We start from the raw sequence: 16,510 nt of genomic DNA on the forward strand, positions 1-16,510 counted from the left end.
CCACTCCGTCGTCTCGTTCCGGGGCCGCTGCCGGGACCGGCAACGGCCGGGCGACCAGTCGGGTGGTTCCCTCACACCGCCCCGGAAACCAGTGCCATCGCTGCGCGGCGCAGCTGTCCGCCGGTGCCGAAGCGGATTCCGTCGACGACGGCGCGCCGGTAGAACCGCTGCGCGTCACACGCCGTCGTCATGCCGTAGGAGCCGTGCAGCTGGATCGCCTCCGCGCCGACGTCGGTGGCCAGCTCGCCCGCCAGCAGCACCGCGTGGCAGGCCGCCAGCTCGACGGGTTCACCCGCGTCGGCGTCCGCACATGCCTGGTGCGCCAACGTCCGCACCGCCTCGGTCCTCGCCGCCAGCTCGGCGAGCCGGAACGCCGGACCCTGCAGCTTTCCCAGTGCCTGCCCGAAGACCTGTCTCTTCCTGGCGTAGCCGACGGTCAGCTCCAGCGCCCCCTGGCACAGGCCCACCAGGTAACACGCGTGGCGCAGCCTGGCCCGTGCCAGGACCGCCTCCCACCCGCCCGGCAGCCGCAGCTCGAGGTCCACCGGCACCGAGTCCAGGGTGACCGCGTACAGGTCGCCGCGACCGATGTCGTCGTGCCTGCGGGTCAGCACACCCGGCCGGTCGGCCGACACCAGCGCCGCCACGGGTTCGGCGTGCCCGCCGACGACGAGCAGGTAGTCGACGTCCGGCGCGAACGCCACGAACCGCCGCCGCCCGCTGAGATGCCCGCGCGGGTCGACGTCGAGCGGCGCCGACGCGCTCAGGTCGTCGTGGGCCGCCACCGCCACCGTCAGCTCACCGGCGGCGATCGGGTCGAGCAGCCCGTGTCCGTCGGCGGGGGCGCTCACGGCGAGCGCGTCCATGGCGGTCAGCGTGTCGAAGTACGGGCTCTGGTACAGCGCCCGGCCGATCATCTCGGCGACCGGCGCGACGGGACGCAGCCGTGGCAGCGCACCGACGGTCTCCGGTATGCCCAGCTCCAGCGCGCCGGAACCGACGAGACCCAGCCACACTGCCTCACCGGTGCCGGAGTCGTGCTCGTCGATCGGGTCGGCCACGCCTCGGCGCCGCTCCCCCAGCTGCCGGATGGCGGGCAGGTAGTCGCCGTGGAACAGCTCGGCGAGGTCCACCCGGTCGACGTCCACGGGTTGCGAGGTCACAGCAGCTCCAATGCCGACGACGCGATGATGTACAGCATGATCTCCGAGGTGCCGGACCCGAGCCGGTGCGTCGGCGCGTACCGGGCGGCCGCCTCGACCAGGCCGTTGTCGACCGGGTCGGCGTCCCAGGTGGACAGCACGCCGGACATGCCCCTGACCTCCAGGCAGAAGCGGATCACCGCGCGGGCCTGTTCGGTGACGTACCACTTGGCCATCGCGGCCGTCGCCGGGTCCGCCTCGCCCCTGGCCAGCTCCGCGACCACTCGCCAGGCCAGTGCGTGGCCGGCACGCAACCTCGCGTCCAGCTCGACGAACCGCGCCTCCAGGTCGAGGTCACCCGACCCGCGCACCTCCGCCGCGACGCTGTCCAGCCAGCGGCGGATCTTGGCGTGGAAGTCGATGCCGGTCCGCTCCAGCAGGAGCATGTCGTTCATCAGGGCCCAGCCGTCGCCGACCGTGCCGACGACGTCGTCGGTGGTGAGCCGCACGCCGTCGACGACGACCTCGTGGAAGCGGTCGTTGGTGATGTTCTCCACCGGGCGGATCACGATGCCCGGCGACCGCAGCGGGAGCAGGAACAACGTGATCCCGTCGAACGGGACGGGGCTCTCGGACGTGCGGGCCGCGCACAGCGCGACGTCGGCGAACTGGGTCTTCTGGTTGTAGATCTTCGTCCCGTACAGGCGCCAGCCGTCCCCGTCCGGTGCCGCCCGGGTGGTGAGGCGCGCCAGGTCCGACCCGCACGCGGGCTCGGTGAACAGCACCGCCGCGAGTGACTCGCCCCTGGCCAGGCGCCGCAGCCAGCGTGCCCGCTGCGCGTCCGTGCCCACCTGGAGCAGGAAGTTGCCGACGATGTCGATGCCGAGCACGTGCGCGTCGTCCGGCACCCCCGCCAGGCACATCTCCTCGGTGACGATCGCCGACTCGGCGAGCCCCCTGCCGAGGCCGCCGTAGCGCTCCGGCCAGCTCGGGGCGAGCCACCCGCGTTCGCCGAGCCACCGGTAGACGTCGAGCAGGCCCGGTTCGTCCTCGGGTGGTGCGGTCCTGACGCGGGTCACCGCCTCACGCACCCTCGGCGAGGCGAAGAACTCGCGGACCCGCGCCCGGAACTCGTGCTGTCCCTCGACGTCCGCGCGGACGGAGACCTCCGTGCGCCGCATGCGTACTCCCTCCGCGTCTCAGGACAACCGGCCGTCGAGTGCCTCGGCGAGGCCCGCGACAGTCGGGGTGGTGAACAGCGTCCGCAGCTCCAGCGAGACGTCGAAGGCCTCCCTGATCCGCGCGGCGATCTGCACGAACCGCATGGAGTTGCCGCCGACGGCGAAGAAGTCGTCGTCGACGCTCACCTCGTCGACGCCCAGCGTCTCCCGCCACAGGTCCACGAGGCGTCGCTCCGTCTCGGTGCGCGGGGCGACGTGACCGGGGGCGCCGCCCTCCCCGGTCTCCTGCGGGGCGGGCAGGCGGGCGCGGTCGATCTTGCCGTGTGCGTTCTTCGGGAACGCGGGGACGACGACGAACGCCGTCGGCACCATGAACAGCGGCAGCCTGTCGACGAGCCGCCCACGCACCTCCGCGGGCGTCGGTTTCGCCCCCGCGACCGGCAGCAGGTAGGCGACCAGCCGGGCCGCGCCCTTGTCGGTCACGGCCACCACGACGGCCTGGTGGACGTCCGGGTGGTCGAGCAGCGCGGCCTCGATCTCGGCGGGTTCGATCCGCATGCCGCGGATCTTGATCTGGCTGTCGGCGCGGCCCTGGAAGACCAGGATGCCGTTCTCGTCCCGGCGGGCCAGGTCGCCGGTGCGGTAGAGGCGCGTGCCGGGCGGGCCGTGCGGCGCCGGGACGAACCGGTCCGCGGTCAGGCCCGGGCGGCCGAGGTACCCGCGCGCGACACCGGCACCGCCGACGTACAGCTCGCCACTCACGCCCGGCGGGGCCACCTGCCCGAACTCGTCGAGCACGTAGGCGGTGTTGTTGGCCATCGGCAGGCCGATGGGCGGCACCCCGGCGAGCACGCCGTCCGGGCACAGGTAGTCGATGCAGGCGACGGTCGCCTCCGTCGGGCCGTAGCCGTTGTGGAACTCGCGGCCGGAGCCGTTCCAGTTGTTGACCAGTTCGGCCGGGAACGGCTCCATGCCGACGAACAGCGCCCGCAGGTCCGGGAGCCGGTCGGGGTCCAGCATGGCCAGCACGGTCGGCGGGAGGTCGGTGACGGTCACCCCCTCGTTGCGCATCAGGTTCTCCAGCGCGCCCGGGTGGTGGAGGGTTCCCGTCGGGGCCTGGATCATGGTGGCGCCGGAGGCGAGCGCGCCGTAGAAGTCGAACGCGGCGGTGTCGAACGCCGGGTTCGCGAACTGGAGCACCCGGTCGCCCTGCTTCAGCCGGAACATGTCGATCACGGCCAGCGTGAAGTTGACGATCTGGCGGTGCTCGACCACCACGCCCTTCGGGCGGCCGGTCGACCCCGAGGTGTAGATGACGTAGGCGGCACTGCCCGTGGTGGCGACCGTCGGCAGGTCGTCGGCGGGCAGGTCGACCATCGCCCGCATCGTGTCCGGGTGGTCGAGCGAGACGACCGGCACGTCGTCGGACAGTAGGCCCGCGAGCCTGCCCGTGGTCAGGACGGTCACGCAGCCCGCGTCCCGCACGGCGTACTCGACGCGTTCGGGTGGGAAGGTCGGGTCGATGGGCAGGTAGGCGCCACCCGCCTTCAGGGTCGCGAGCAGTGCCACCGTCAGCGCGGGACCGCGGTCGAGCAGCACGCCGACCACGGACTCCGCGCCCAGCCCCGGGTACCGGTCCCGCAGGACCCGCGCGAGCCGGTTCGCGCGGGCGTTCAGCTCGCCGTAGCTCGTGGTGATGCCGAGGTAGCGGCACGCGGGGGCATCGGGGGTCGCCTCGGCCTGTTCCTGGACCAGCTCGTGCAGGCAGCGGTCCGCGCGGTCGAACGAGACCGGTGCCCGCGCGTGGCCGAGTGCCGCCGCGTGCTCCTCCGGGCCGAGCAGGGACAGCTCGCCGACCCGGACGTCCGGGTTCGCCACGACCTGGTCGAGCACCCGCGCGAACTGTGCGGCGAGCCGCCGGATCCTGGCCTCCTCGAACAGCTCCGTGGAGAACTCCATCCACAGCTGCAGGCCCTGCCCGACCAGCTCGGTGATGTGCACGGCGAGGTCGAACCGGGAGGTGCCGACCTGGACCGCCTCCTGCGTGACGGTCAGGCCGCCGACCGACCCGCGCCCGGCCATCGCGTCCTGGAGGGTGAAGCAGACCTGGAACAGCGGGTTGCGGCTGGGGTCGCGGTCCGGGCTGATCTCCGCCACGAGCCGGTCGAAGTCGACCTCCTGGTTCAGGTGCGCGCCGAGCACCGTCTCCCTGGCCCTGGTCAACAGCTCCCGGAAGGTCGGGTCGCCTGCCGTGGACGTGCGCAGCACGAGCGTGTTCGCGAAGAACCCGAGCAGCGGGTCGATCGCGGGCATCGTGCGGCCGGAGAACAGCGACCCGACGACGATGTCGTGCTGGCTGGTGTGCCGCGTGAGCAGCGCGGTGAACGCGGCGAGGAGCACGCTGAGCAGCGTGGCCTGTTCGCGGCGCGCCAGGTCGGTCAGCTCGACGCGCAGGCGGTCGGGCAGGTCGGTGGTGAACGTCGTGCCCCGAAACGACAGCTCGGGCGGGCGGGGGTGGTCGGTGGGCAGGTTGAGGACGGGGAGGTCGGCGAGGCGGGCACGCCAGTAGTCGATCTGCCGGTCGAGGACGTCGCCGGCGAACCGCTCGCGCTGCCACACCGCGTAGTCCGCGTACTGCACCGGCAGGTCGGGCAGCCCGGGACCGGTCCCGCCGCACCTGGCGTCGTAGCCCGCGAGCAGCTCCTGGATCATGACGCCGTTCGACCAGCCGTCGGTCGCGATGTGGTGCACGCAGAGGCCGAACAGGTGGTCGTCGGCGGCGATCCGGACCAGGCGGGCGCACAGCACCGGGCCGCGCTCCAGGTCGAACGTCGTGCGTGCGAGCCGGGTCAGCTCCTCGCGTGCCGCGTCCTCGGTGGCCACCTCGACGACCGGCAGGTCCACCTGCTCCGGCGGCGGGTCGATGACCTGGTGGGGCACGCCGCGCTCGGTCGGGTACCTGGTCCGCAGGACCTCGTGGCGCCGGACCACCGAGGTGAGCGCGTCACGCAGGGCGGCGGGGTCGAGCGGGCCGCGCACCCGCAGGATCGTCGGCGCGTTGTAGACCGGCTGGCCGTGCATCAGCTGGTCGAGGAACCACAGCCGCTGCTGCGCGGAGGACAGCGGCAGCATGCGGTCGCGCGGGACCGGCACGATGTCGGTCCGGTCGATCTCGGCGCGGCGGGCACGGAGGTCGAGCAGGGCACGCCTGGCGCGTGCCACGTCCGCCGACCCGGACCTGGCAGCCCTGGGCCGGACGGGGATCGGCTGGCTGGTGTCTGGTGACGGCATGGCTCTTCTCCAGTCGGGGGCGGCGAGCTACCGGCCTGCCACGGCACGGTCGATCAGGTCCAGCGCGCGTTCGTGGTCGGCCACCAACGCCCGGCCGCGGGCACGCACCGACGCCTCGGCCCTCGGTGGGTCCGTCCGCGCGGTGGCCACCGCGATGCGGAAGGCGGTCCAGTGGTGTGCCACGCGGTCCACGGCACGCGCCGCCTCGAGCAACCGCGTGTTGTCCAACAGGCGGCCCGCGCGGCGCAGCCACTCGGCGTGCAGCGCCGTCGCCGCCAGGGTCGGGCCCGCCACCACGAAGCCGTCGTCGGCCGCCGACTCGTCGCCGGCGGCCAGCGTGTCCGCGATCGAGGACAGGAACCGTGCCTCGCCGTCGAGCCCGGCGTGCACCGGCGGCGCCGCGTCGGTCTTCGTGAACCCGTCCCGGTTGCCGGTGAGGACGTGCTCGACGAACTCGCGGTCGAAGTCCGGGACGCCGGGGCCGACCTCGATCTCGAGCCACCGGTTGCCGATCGGGTTGCCGGTGAAGAACAGGTCGCGGTCGCCCGCGACCGGGTTGCCGGAGTCCCGCGCGGCGGTGAGCACCCCGACCGGGATCGGCCCGGTGAACCGGGGCGGGACGGGGTCGGTGACGAGCGCCTCGCCTGCCTCGTCGTCGAAGCCGAACACGACGATCAGGTGGTTGGTGTGCACGTCCTGGTACGCGGGCCGGAACGGCAGCTCGTAGTTGTCGGCGGCGACGGCGACGGGACGACCGGCGGCGACCGCCGCGCGGGCCTCCCGCCAGCCCGCCTCGGCGTCCACCGGCGAGTGCCAGCGGGACGACACCGGGTGGTACGGGGCCAGCCCGGACAGCAGCGACTCGTGCGGTGTGGGGAAGAAGTACTCCTCGCGGCGCAGGTCCCGCGGGTCGCAGTAGAAGCCCCAGCCCGCGCCGAGCACCTCCAGCGGGTCGAGGCCGCGGTGACCGAGCAGCACGGCCATCGCGATGTGCAGGCAGCCGGTCAGGTCGTGTCGCCAGTGGACGATGTCACGCAGCGCCACCCTCATCGCGACACCGTGTCCCCGTGGACGGCGGTCATGGCGAAGACGTGGACGGCCGGGTTGTCGGGCAGGGTCACGGCCACGACCCCGTCGCGGACGGCCACGGGCACCCGCTGGTGCCAGATCACGGGCGGCATGCGTGAGTCGACGTGGTTGGGGTAGAGCATCGCCGAGGTGCGGAAGGCAGGCAGCTCGCCGAAACGCGACGGGGTCTCCGGCCAGAAGTCCGACACCCGCAGCCACTGCGGCCGGGTGGTGCCGTCCGCGTAGTGGACGGTGACCACGTCCTCGGTGCGCCGCTCGGCCGCCGCCAGCAGGTGGAGCCAGTCCACCCGGGACGAGGGCAGCTCGATCCGCTGGCCCCGGCAGCGGAGGTTGTCCGGGCGCGTGCCGTCGGCGGCCGGGAACCGGAACGACACGCCGCCGACGACCGTGATCGACCCGGGCCGGGGCAGCTCCTCGATCGGGAACGTGTTGTGCCAGATGTTGAACGCGCCCCTGCCGGGACGCTCCTTCGGCTCGATGCCGACGCAGTTCAGGTGCGCGGACAGGTCGACCGGCACGGCGTTGCCGCTCGTGTCGTCGCTCGGCCACGGGACGAGGGTCACGGAGTGCACGCGGAGGTCCGTGCTCTCCGGCAGCCGCACGGCCGTGAGCGGCTCGGGCCGCGACACCGGGACGCGGACGACCGTCGGCACGTGGTCCGGTCCGCCGGGGTGCAGCCACTCCGGCTCGACCGCGTCCACGTGGTGCAGCCAGACCTCGAGCGATCCCTCGTCGCGGGCCGGCCCGGAGACCAGGAGGTGGATCCACGCGTAGGTGCCGAGCGCCACGTCCAGCAGCTGCCCCTGGCATGGCAGACCCGGCTGGGATGACAGGCCCTCGACCAAACCGGCACTGTGCACACGTTCTCCTATGGGCAGTCCAGTGGTGGCCTCACCTTGCCCAGCGGTGCCGAAGGGCAGGCAGTCGGGAGAACACCCGACGCCGGTTCGGCCCTGCCCGGCCCTACTGTCGGCGCAGGCGTGGAAGACCCCCACCGAGGGAAAAGGGAATGCCTGTGCCACACTCGGAACCGCTGCTCACGGGCGCGACCGGTTTCTTCGGCGCGTTCCTGCTGACCGAGCTCCTCGCCACCACGGGCACGCGGGTGAACTGCCTCGTGCGGGCGAAGGACGAACCGCATGCGCGGCAACGGATCCGCCAGAACCTGCTGCGCTACCACCGGTGGGACCCCGCGCTCGCCGACCGTCTCGCCGTGACCGTCGGCAACCTGGCCGAGCCGCGGCTGGGGCTCGACGACGACGCGTTCACCGGCCTCGCGGAACGGACCGGCGTGATCTACCACAACGGGGCCACGGTCAACCACCTGCTGCCGCTCAGCCACGTGGAGGCGTCGAACGTGGGCGGCACGGAGACGTTGCTCGAGCTTGCCGACGCGACCGCGACGAGGACGTTGCACTACCTGTCGGCCAACGCCGTCGCCGACGGCCACGACACCGGCTACGTGGAGAGCAAACGCCTGTCCGAGAAGAAGGTGCTCGCGGCGGCGGCAGGCGGGACGGCCGCGTCGGTCTACCGTCTCCCCCGCGTCGCACCGGACACCTGGACCGGCATCCCCAACGAGAACGACATCACCGTCCGCATGATCAACATGATCCTGCAGGTGGGATCGGCACCGGACATCACGTTCACCGAGATCTGGGTGGCAGCCGACGTCGCGGCCTCGACCATCGTCGGTGCCGCGGGCCTGGCACGCGGTGGTGAGACGTTCTCGTTGTGGTCAAGGGAGAAGGTGTCCATGCCCTACCTCCTGGCGATCGCCGAGGAGGCCGGGTTCACGATTCCCCTGCTGCCGCTGGAGGAATGGCTCGAACGGGTGCACGCGATCAACGCGTCGGAGCACGAGGTCACCCTCGGCGTGCTGGGCCTGGACGCACTGGCCGACGCCCAGTCCGACGACGGGCCGGGCGACGAGCGGTACGGCGAGCTGGTGGAGGCGCCGATGATCGCCCGTTCCGCACTGGTCCGGTACTTCCAGCGCTGCCGCGCCGGGTTCTGATCCCGTGACCGACGAGCCGACCGACGACGACGTCTACGTCCTCCCCGCCTCCTTCGGGCAGGAACGCCTGTGGACGCTCGACCTGCTCGGTGCCGGGCCCGCGTACAACCTCAACGGCGCCGTCCGGCTGCGTGGGCCGCTGGACCCCGCCCGGCTGCACGCGGCGCTCGCGACGGTCGTGGCACGGCACGAGGCGCTGCGGACCACGTTCGAGTTCGCGTTGGACGGCGGGCTCGTCCAGGTGATCCACCCCCGGATCGACCTGCCCGTGACCGACCACGACGTGCGGGCCTGGCCCGCCGACGAGCGGGTCCCGGCCGCGGTGAAGCTGGTCGAGGAGTCGGTCACCACGGTGTTCGACCTGACCGAGGGGCCGCTGCTGCGGGTGGTCGTGGTGCGGCTGGGCGACGCGGACCGGGTGCTCGGGCTGACCGTGCACCACACCGTCGCGGACGGGTGGTCGATCGGCATCATCCTGGACGAGGTGGCCGGGTGCCTGCGGGCCGATCTCGCGGGGGTGGCGCCCGAGCTGCCCGAACTGCCCGTGCAGTTCGGTGACTGGGCGGCATGGCAACGCGAACAGCCCGTCCCCCAGGCCGACCTGGACTACTGGGCGGAGCAGCTGCGCGGCGCCCAGCCGGTGATGCTGCCGGTGCGGGCGGAGGGGTCGGACTGGGCCGCGGGTGGTGTGCCGGTGGTCGTGCCCGCCGGGCCGTGGGCGGACCTCACGGCCCTGGCCACGCGGCAGCGCGCCACCCCGTTCATGGTGCTGCTGGCGGCTTTCGCGGTCGCGACGGCCCGCTGGTGCGACCAGGAGGACCTCGTCATCGGGACACCGGTGGCCGGGCGCAACCGGGCCGAGCTGCAGGGCCTGATCGGGTTCTTCCTGAACACGCTGCCACTGCGGGTGATCGTGCGAGGTGAGCTGTCCTTCCGGGAGCTGCTGGCGCGGGTGCGGCAGACGTGCCTGGACGCCTACTCGCACCAGGACCTGCCGTTCGAGCGGATCGCCGAGAAGGCGGCCTCGGGCGGGCCGCTGGCGCGGGTGATGTTCGGGCTGCAGCCCAGTGCCCTGCCCGGCTGGCAGGTGCCGGGCCTGTCCGTCGAGCAGTTTCCCGTGCCGGAGCGCTATTCCCAGGTGGACCTGGCGCTGACCCTGTTCGCGGACGCGGACGGCGGTGTGACCGGCCGGGCGGTGTACGCGACCGGGCAGTGCACGGCGGCCGACGTCACCGACGTGCTCGACATCTGGCAGCGGGTGCTGGCGTGGGTGGCCGAGCACCCGGACGTGCCCGTGGGCCGGTTCGACCCGCTGTCGCGTGCCGAGCGGGCGGCGTTGCTGGCCGACCTGGACGCCACCGACGCGGAGCTGCCGTGGGCGGGCGGGGTGGTGGCCTCGGTCGAGGCGGCGGTCGACGCGACACCGGAGGCGGTCGCGGTCGTGGCCGACGACGGGTGCCTGACCTACGCGGAACTCGAGGAGCGCGCCAACAGCCTGGCCTGGTTCCTGCGCGCGAACGGGGTCGGCCCGGACGAGCTGGTCGGGGTGTGCCTGCCGCGGTCCGCGTCCCTGGTGGTGGCGCTGCTCGCGGTCCTCAAGGCGGGCGGCGCCTATCTCCCGCTGGAGAGCGGCTATCCGAGGGCGCGGCTGGCGTTCATGATCGCGGACGCACGGCCCCGGGTGCTCGTCGCCGACGCGACGACGGTCGAGGCGCTGCCCGCGGACCCGCCGGGGGGCTGCCGGGTCGTCCGGGTCGACCGGCCGGAGCACGAGACCGTCGCGACACGGCCGGAACCGTTGGCAGACCGGGACAACCTCGCCTACGTGATCTACACGTCCGGCTCGACGGGCACCCCCAAGGGCGCCATGAACACGCACGCCGCGGTGGCGAACCAGCTCGGCTGGATGCGGGAGGCCTACGGTCTGGCACCGGGCGAGGGCGTCCTGCACAAGACCCCGATCGGCTTCGACACCGCGGGCTGGGAGTGGCTGTGGCCACTGACCGCGGCGGCGCGGCTGGTGGTCGCCAGGCCGGACGGTCACCACGATCCCGGCTACCTGGCGGCACTCGTCCGCGAGCACGGCGTCACGACCTGCAACTTCGTGCCCTCGATGCTGCACCACTTCCTCGCCGATCCCGCGGCGGCCACGTGCGCGCCGACGCTGCGGCGGGTGCTGTGCATCGGCGAGGAGCTGCCGTCGGCACTGGCCGCCCGGTTCTTCGCGGTGCTGCCCGGTGCGGAGCTGCACAACCTCTACGGCCCGACCGAGGCCGCCATCGCGGTCACCGCACGCCATGTCGTGCCCGGCGACGAGCACGAGCCCAGGGTGTCGATCGGCCGTCCGATCGCGGGCACCCTCCTGCGGGTGCTCGACGGCGACGACCGGGTCGTGCGGACCGGCCTGCCCGGTGAGCTGTGCCTCGGCGGCGTCCAGCTGGCACGCGGGTACGCGCGGCGGCCGGGGCTGACCGCCGACCGCTTCACGCCGGACCCGTTCGGCTCCGGCGCCCGGCTCTACCGCACCGGGGACCGCGTGCGGGTGCTGCCGTCCGGCGACCTCGAGTTCCTCGGCCGGATCGACGACCAGGTCAAGCTCCGGGGGCACCGCGTCGAGCTGGGTGAGATCGAGTCCGCGCTCGTCGCCCACCCCCTGGTCGACCAGGCGGCCGCGGACGTGGTCGGGGACGGCGCCGAACGCGGGCTCGTGGCCTACCTGGTGTGTGGCGAGCCCGCGCCGGGAGTCGACGAGCTGCGGGCCGACCTGCGGACCCGCCTGCCCGCCGCGCTGATCCCCGAGAGCTTCGTGACGGTGCCGGCACTGCCGTTGACCCCCAACGGAAAGCTGGACCGGGCCGCGCTGCGTGCTTCGGCGGGACGGACGCTGCGGACGGCACGGCCGTACGTGGCACCGAGTGGTCCCGCCGAGCAGATGCTGGTGCGGATCTGGTCGGAGGTCCTCGGGGTCGACGACATCGGGACGAACGACGACTTCTACGAGCTGGGCGGGAACTCGCTGCGGGCCGTGACCGCCTACCGGGTGGCACAGCAGCACGGCCTGCTGCTCCCGCTGCCGATGATGCTGGGCGACCACACGATCCGGGACCTGAGCGGGGCGCTGGGCGACGACGCGGCCCGGGCACTGCTGGGGTTCGGCCCGCCAGCCCACGAGGCGTGACGCACGCGAGCCTATTGACAAAAAGTTCTTGTACGTAAAGACTGCTTTTCGCCATGAGAGACGTCGTCTACCTCGACCAGATCGAGCAGGCAGAGGCCCTGCTCAAGCCGCAGCGGATCGAAGTGCTGCGGCAGCTCGCCGAGCCCCGGTCGTGTACCGAGGTCGCGGCCGAGCTGGACCAGACCCCGCAGCGGGTGTACTACCACGTGAAACGCCTGGTGGAGGCCGACCTGGTCCGTCAGGTGGCCGAGCGCAGGGTGCGCGGGATCACCGAGGGGATCTACCAGGCGGCCGGCCGGTCCTACTGGCTGTCCCCGCGCCTGGTCGGCCAGATCGGGCTGCGTCAGACCCGTGACCGGCTCAGCCTCGGCTACCTGGTCGACCTGATGGAGGACGTGCAGGCGGACATCGCCGCGCTCGACCTGCGCAGGCCGGACCTGCCCTCGATCGGCGTGTCCGGGGACATCCGGGTGCGCCCCGAGCAGCGCAAGGCGTTTCTCGACGAGCTGCAGCAGACGCTGCAGGACCTGTTCACCCGCTACGGCGGTGCCGAAGGCGACGCGTTCCGACTGGCCGTCGCCTGCTACCCGAAGGGACAACCCGATGACCGACCCTGACCTGCGCCTGCGTGCGGTCGTGCCCGCCTCGCCGAAGGCCACCTACGAGGCGCTGACCGACCCGGCCGCGCTGCGTGTCTGGCTCGCCGAGTACGCCGACGTCGACCTGCCCGGCAAGTACGAGTTCTGGGGCCGCTTCACCCCGGACGGCGCGCGCCCGAACCAGCGCGTGCTGCACGTGGACGAGCGCACGATCCGGTTCGCCTGGACCGTGGACGGCGTGGAGACCACGTCGCAGTTCGAGGTGGACGAGGACGAGGACGGCACGCTGGTCACACTGAGCCAGACGGATCTGCCCAGCTTCGAGGACATCATCGCCGACAAGGCAGGCGCCCGTGGCGCGCTGCAGACGTTCTGGTCGCTCGCGATCGCCAACCTGGCCGACTACCTCGCGGGCCGTGCGCCGACCCCGAGGGTCGACTTCACGTCGAGCGAGCTGCGTGCTTCGGTCGTCATCGACGCGGCACCGGAGCAGGTCTTCGACTCGATGATCCAGCCCGAGGTGTTCCGCACGTGGTTCGGCGCCAACGTGGACATCGAGCCCTATGTGGGCGGCCGGTTCGCGATGGGCGGGTTCGACGTGAACCCCGACCCGGCCAGGTTCGTCGAGTTCGAGCCCGGCCGCAGGGCGAGCCTGCGCTTCGCCGACAACGAGACCACCACGTGGGAGCTGGCGGGCTCGGCGGGCGAGACCCGGTTCACCATCGTGCACAGCGGCTTCGACACCACCAACCCGCCCTACGCGGGCTGGGCGGGCTGGCTGGGCGGCATCGCCGCGCTGCGGCGTTACCACGAGCTGCCGGGGTCGCGGTCGATCTGGCGCCAGGTCGAGATCGCCGGTGTCCCGGAGGGCATGCTGTCGAACGACCAGTGAGGCGGGCACCCGGCCTCAGTCCGGGGTGTGGGGGTTCGTCATGGCCACGGCGATCCTGCGGGCGCCGGTGAACGGCTCACGGCCGTGGCACGCCAGCATGTTGTCCACCACCAGGACGTCGCCCGCCTGCCAGTCGAAGCGCACGCGGTGCTTGTCGTAGCAGTCCCTCAGGTGCGCGACCGTCTCGTCCGGGATGACGCCGCCGTCACCGAAGTAGGTGTTGGTGGGCAGGTCCTCGACCGCGAAGATCGCCTGGATGCCCTCCCGGACCTCCTCGGGCAGGGTGGTGTGGTGGAAGAACACGATGTGGTTGAACCACACGCGCTCGCCGGTGTCCGGGTGCGTGTGGACGGCCGTCCGGACCGCCGTGGTCCGCAGCCGTCCCTTACCCGTCCAGGTGTGGTCGAGTCGGTGGTCCCGGCAGTAGTCCGCGACCACCGACTCGTCGTCCGTGCCGAACGCGTACTCCCACGAGGCGCCGAACCCCGGGTGGAAGTTGCGCACGACCGACCAGCCCCTGCGCTCGAACTCCTCGCGGACGTCGGGGTGGATCGAGTCGTGGATCCGGCGGATGTCGGCGAGCGGGGTGGCACCCTCGGTCTCGGGTGGCTGTACACAGTGGAAGTACAGCAGCCTCGGCCACGAGGACTGGTAGGAGTTCTCGTTGTGCAGGAAGATCGTCTGGTCCGGTGGGTAGTCGGTCGACGTGTACACCGCGCCGGACAGGGAGGTGCGCGGGGACGACCGTTCCGAGTACTCGATCAGCGGACTCCCCGAGAAGGTGGTGGCGAAGCGACCGAAACCGTCCACTCCGGACACCCGGTAGCCGCGCAGGAGCACGGCGCCGTGACGGGAAAGGCGTTCGCGCAGCAGGGAACGGCCTGTCTCCGCGACTTCGGTGACCGGCTCGTCGAATGAGCCGGCCGTCATGACGTACGGGAGTTCGGGTGCGACGTCGGTCATCGTGCTCCCGCCCCCGTCCGGTCCTCTGGTGTTGTTCCGTTGCACCATTCCAGTACGGCCATCGCGCTGTGCATCTTGTTCTCGGCCTGTTCGAACACGATGCTCCTGTCGCCGTCGAGAACCTCCGCCGTGACCTCGTCCCCCCGGTGGGCGGGCAGGTCGTGCATGAAGATCGCGTTCGGGCTGTACCGCCAGAGCGCCTCGGTCACCCGGAACGGCGCGAAGACCGCACGCCAGTCCGCGCGGTCCTTGGTCGTTCCCGTTGTCTGCCACCGGGTGGTGTAGATGACGTCGAAGTCCGGCGGCAGGTCCGACAGGTGGTGGTGCTCGACCACCGGGGCGCCAGCGCGCCCGGCCCGGGCGCGGACGGTGTCGGAGAGCCCGTAGCCGGGCGGGGTGCGGAACTCGACGTGCACGCCCTCGTAGCGGCTGAGTGCGAGTGCGAGCGCGGCGGCCGTGTTGTTGCCCTCCCCGACGTAGAGCACCCGCAGTCCGGCTATGCGGCCGAACCGGCGCCACAACGTGGTGAGATCGGCGAGGGCCTGCGTGGGGTGCTCGTCGCGGGTCATCGCGTTGACCACCGCCATGCGGTCCTGCGCGGCCCAGTCCCGCAGTTCCGCCTCGTCGTCCGCGGTTCTCGCCACGACCGTGTCCAGCATCCTCGAGAACACCCGGCCGGTGTCGTGTGACGTCTCGCCGGTGTTGGTCTGCAGGTCGTCGGGGCCGAAGGTGACGACGTCGGCACCGAGGCGCAGCGCGCCAGAGGAGAACGCGGTCCTGGTACGGGTGGAGGTCCTGCGGAAGTAGATGCCGACGACCCGGTCCGCCAGTGAACGCCGCCGCTCGGTCCGCCCGGCCGACAGCTCGGCCCCCCTGACCACAATGGACCGGAGGTCCGCGTCCGTGAGGTCGCTGATCGAGATCAGGTGCCGCACGCGGTTGTCGTTCCCCGCGGCGCCCGGTGGCCGGTCGGTCATGCGGACAGTCTTTTGGGCCAGGTCACGGGCTGTCAATGCCGTGCCTGTAGGGGGATCTCCGGTCTGGTTCGCGTCGGCCTCGGCGTTACCGTTGGGTGTCACGTGGTGCCTCCAGTGCAAGCAAGCCGGCGAGACGGAGAGGTACATGGCGGTTTCCCATCGGTCCACCGGTTCTGTCGCGGGTGGCATCCTGTCGGCGGTGGGAAACACTCCCCTGGTCGACCTGGCGAGCCTGGCGCCCGTCCCCGGCGCGCGGGTCCTCGCGAAGCTGGAGATGCTCAATCCCGGTGGCAGCGCGAAGGACCGGGCCGCGCTGAACATGCTGCTCGACAAGATCCGCCGAGGCGAGCTGCGACCGGGGGTCTCGGTCGTGGTCGAGTCCAGCTCCGGCAACCTCGCCATCGGGCTCGCCCAGGTGTGCAGGTACTTCGGACTGCGGTTCGTCTGTGTCGTCGACGCCAGGACGACCGAGCACAACGTGGCCATCCTCCGCGCCTACCGGGCCTCCATCGAGATCGTGACCGAGAAGGACCCGGAGACCGGGGCGTACCTGCCCGCCCGGCTTCGCCGGGTCCGCGAGCTGGTGGAGAACACGCCGAACGCCTACTGGCCCAACCAGTACGCGAACCCGTTGAACGCGCAGGCCCAGGAACAGACGATGCGCGAGATCAGCACGGCCCTCGACGGCCGCGTCGACTACCTGTTCTGCGCCACCAGTTCCTGCGGGACGGTACGGGGTTGCTCGGACTACGTGCGCAGGCACGGGTTGCCGACGGTCGTGGTCGCCGTGGACGCCGCGGGCAGCCAGATCTTCGGACAGGACAGGAAAGCCGGGAACCGGCTCATACCCGGCTACGGCTCCGCCTTCCGGCCGCCGCTGCTGGAACAGGACACGGTCGACGAGGTGGTACACGTGTCGGACCTCGACTGCGTCGTGGCGTGCCGTCGCCTGATGGAACAGGAGGCGATGCTGGTCGGCGGGTCGTCCGGGGCGACCGTCGCCGCGATGGCGGCCATGCGTGACCGGATCGCGCCGGGAGCGACGTGCGTCGCGATCTTCCCCGACGGCGGCGACCGCTACCTCGACACGATCTACTCCGACAGCTGGGTGGCCGAGCACTTCGGCGACGTCGCGTCGTTGTGGACCGACCCACGCACCGCACTGGAGATGGTCTAGCGGA

General features: G+C 72.1%; 12 protein-coding genes. 5 read left to right on the forward strand and 7 right to left on the reverse strand.

Annotated features, from left to right (window positions below; translation table 11 throughout):
• Positions 1 to 71: 71 nt before the first annotated feature.
• Genes CLV71_RS34435 through CLV71_RS34455 form a run of 5 tightly spaced genes read right to left on the reverse strand, consistent with a single transcriptional unit; the run spans position 72 to position 7,563 of the window.
• Positions 72 to 1,163, reverse strand: a complete 1,092-nt coding sequence (locus CLV71_RS34435) for an acyl-CoA dehydrogenase family protein (protein WP_133907078.1) — start codon at positions 1,161 to 1,163, stop codon at positions 72 to 74.
• Positions 1,160 to 2,323: an acyl-CoA dehydrogenase family protein gene (locus CLV71_RS34440; protein ID WP_133907079.1), complete on the reverse strand. Its 1,164-nt coding sequence runs from the start codon at positions 2,321 to 2,323 to the stop codon at positions 1,160 to 1,162. Before CLV71_RS34440 ends, CLV71_RS34435 begins: the two co-directional genes overlap by 4 nt.
• An 18-nt stretch (positions 2,324 to 2,341) precedes the next feature.
• Positions 2,342 to 5,614 carry a non-ribosomal peptide synthetase gene (locus CLV71_RS34445; protein WP_133907080.1) on the reverse strand — a complete coding sequence of 1,091 codons (3,273 nt, stop codon included), beginning with the start codon at positions 5,612 to 5,614 and terminating at the stop codon, positions 2,342 to 2,344.
• A gap of 27 nt (positions 5,615 to 5,641) precedes the next feature.
• A complete protein-coding gene (locus CLV71_RS34450; RefSeq protein ID WP_133907081.1) occupies positions 5,642 to 6,664 on the reverse strand; it encodes a BtrH N-terminal domain-containing protein in 1,023 nt (340 codons plus the stop codon).
• A complete protein-coding gene (locus CLV71_RS34455) occupies positions 6,661 to 7,563 on the reverse strand; it encodes a hypothetical protein (protein ID WP_208297891.1) in 903 nt (300 codons plus the stop codon). Before CLV71_RS34455 ends, CLV71_RS34450 begins: the two co-directional genes overlap by 4 nt.
• 149 nt (positions 7,564 to 7,712) lie before the next feature.
• Here CLV71_RS34455 and CLV71_RS34460 point away from each other — a divergent pair, with 149 nt between their 5' ends.
• The 4 genes from CLV71_RS34460 to CLV71_RS34475 are packed head-to-tail and all read left to right on the forward strand — an operon-like array spanning position 7,713 to position 13,389.
• Positions 7,713 to 8,720, forward strand: a complete 1,008-nt coding sequence (locus CLV71_RS34460; protein WP_166664384.1) for an SDR family oxidoreductase — start codon at positions 7,713 to 7,715, stop codon at positions 8,718 to 8,720.
• Positions 8,721 to 8,724: 4 nt separating this feature from the next.
• Entirely contained in the window at positions 8,725 to 11,898 is a 3,174-nt protein-coding gene (locus CLV71_RS34465; RefSeq protein ID WP_133907083.1) for a non-ribosomal peptide synthetase, read from the forward strand.
• Positions 11,899 to 11,951: 53 nt separating this feature from the next.
• The gene (locus CLV71_RS34470; RefSeq protein ID WP_133907084.1) at positions 11,952 to 12,515 is read left to right on the forward strand and encodes a helix-turn-helix domain-containing protein; all 564 of its coding nucleotides are present in this window, start codon (positions 11,952 to 11,954) and stop codon (positions 12,513 to 12,515) included.
• Positions 12,502 to 13,389 carry an SRPBCC family protein gene (locus tag CLV71_RS34475; protein ID WP_133907085.1) on the forward strand — a complete coding sequence of 296 codons (888 nt, stop codon included), beginning with the start codon at positions 12,502 to 12,504 and terminating at the stop codon, positions 13,387 to 13,389. Before CLV71_RS34470 ends, CLV71_RS34475 begins: the two co-directional genes overlap by 14 nt.
• Positions 13,390 to 13,404: 15 nt before the next feature.
• Here CLV71_RS34475 and CLV71_RS34480 read toward each other — a convergent pair whose 3' ends face one another.
• Positions 13,405 to 14,352 carry a TauD/TfdA family dioxygenase gene (locus CLV71_RS34480; RefSeq protein ID WP_133907086.1) on the reverse strand — a complete coding sequence of 316 codons (948 nt, stop codon included), beginning with the start codon at positions 14,350 to 14,352 and terminating at the stop codon, positions 13,405 to 13,407.
• Positions 14,349 to 15,329, reverse strand: coding sequence for an ornithine carbamoyltransferase (locus CLV71_RS34485; RefSeq protein WP_133907087.1), 981 nt, complete (start codon positions 15,327 to 15,329; stop codon positions 14,349 to 14,351). The genes CLV71_RS34480 and CLV71_RS34485 overlap by 4 nt, the downstream gene beginning before the upstream one ends.
• Before the next feature lie 199 nt (positions 15,330 to 15,528).
• On the opposite strand from CLV71_RS34485, the gene sbnA reads away from it, so the two are divergent.
• Positions 15,529 to 16,506, forward strand: coding sequence for a 2,3-diaminopropionate biosynthesis protein SbnA (sbnA, locus tag CLV71_RS34490; protein ID WP_243866980.1), 978 nt, complete (start codon positions 15,529 to 15,531; stop codon positions 16,504 to 16,506).
• Positions 16,507 to 16,510 lie beyond the last annotated feature (4 nt).

This window comes from Actinophytocola oryzae (genome assembly GCF_004364325.1).
GTDB lineage: Bacteria > Actinomycetota > Actinomycetes > Mycobacteriales > Pseudonocardiaceae > Actinophytocola > Actinophytocola oryzae.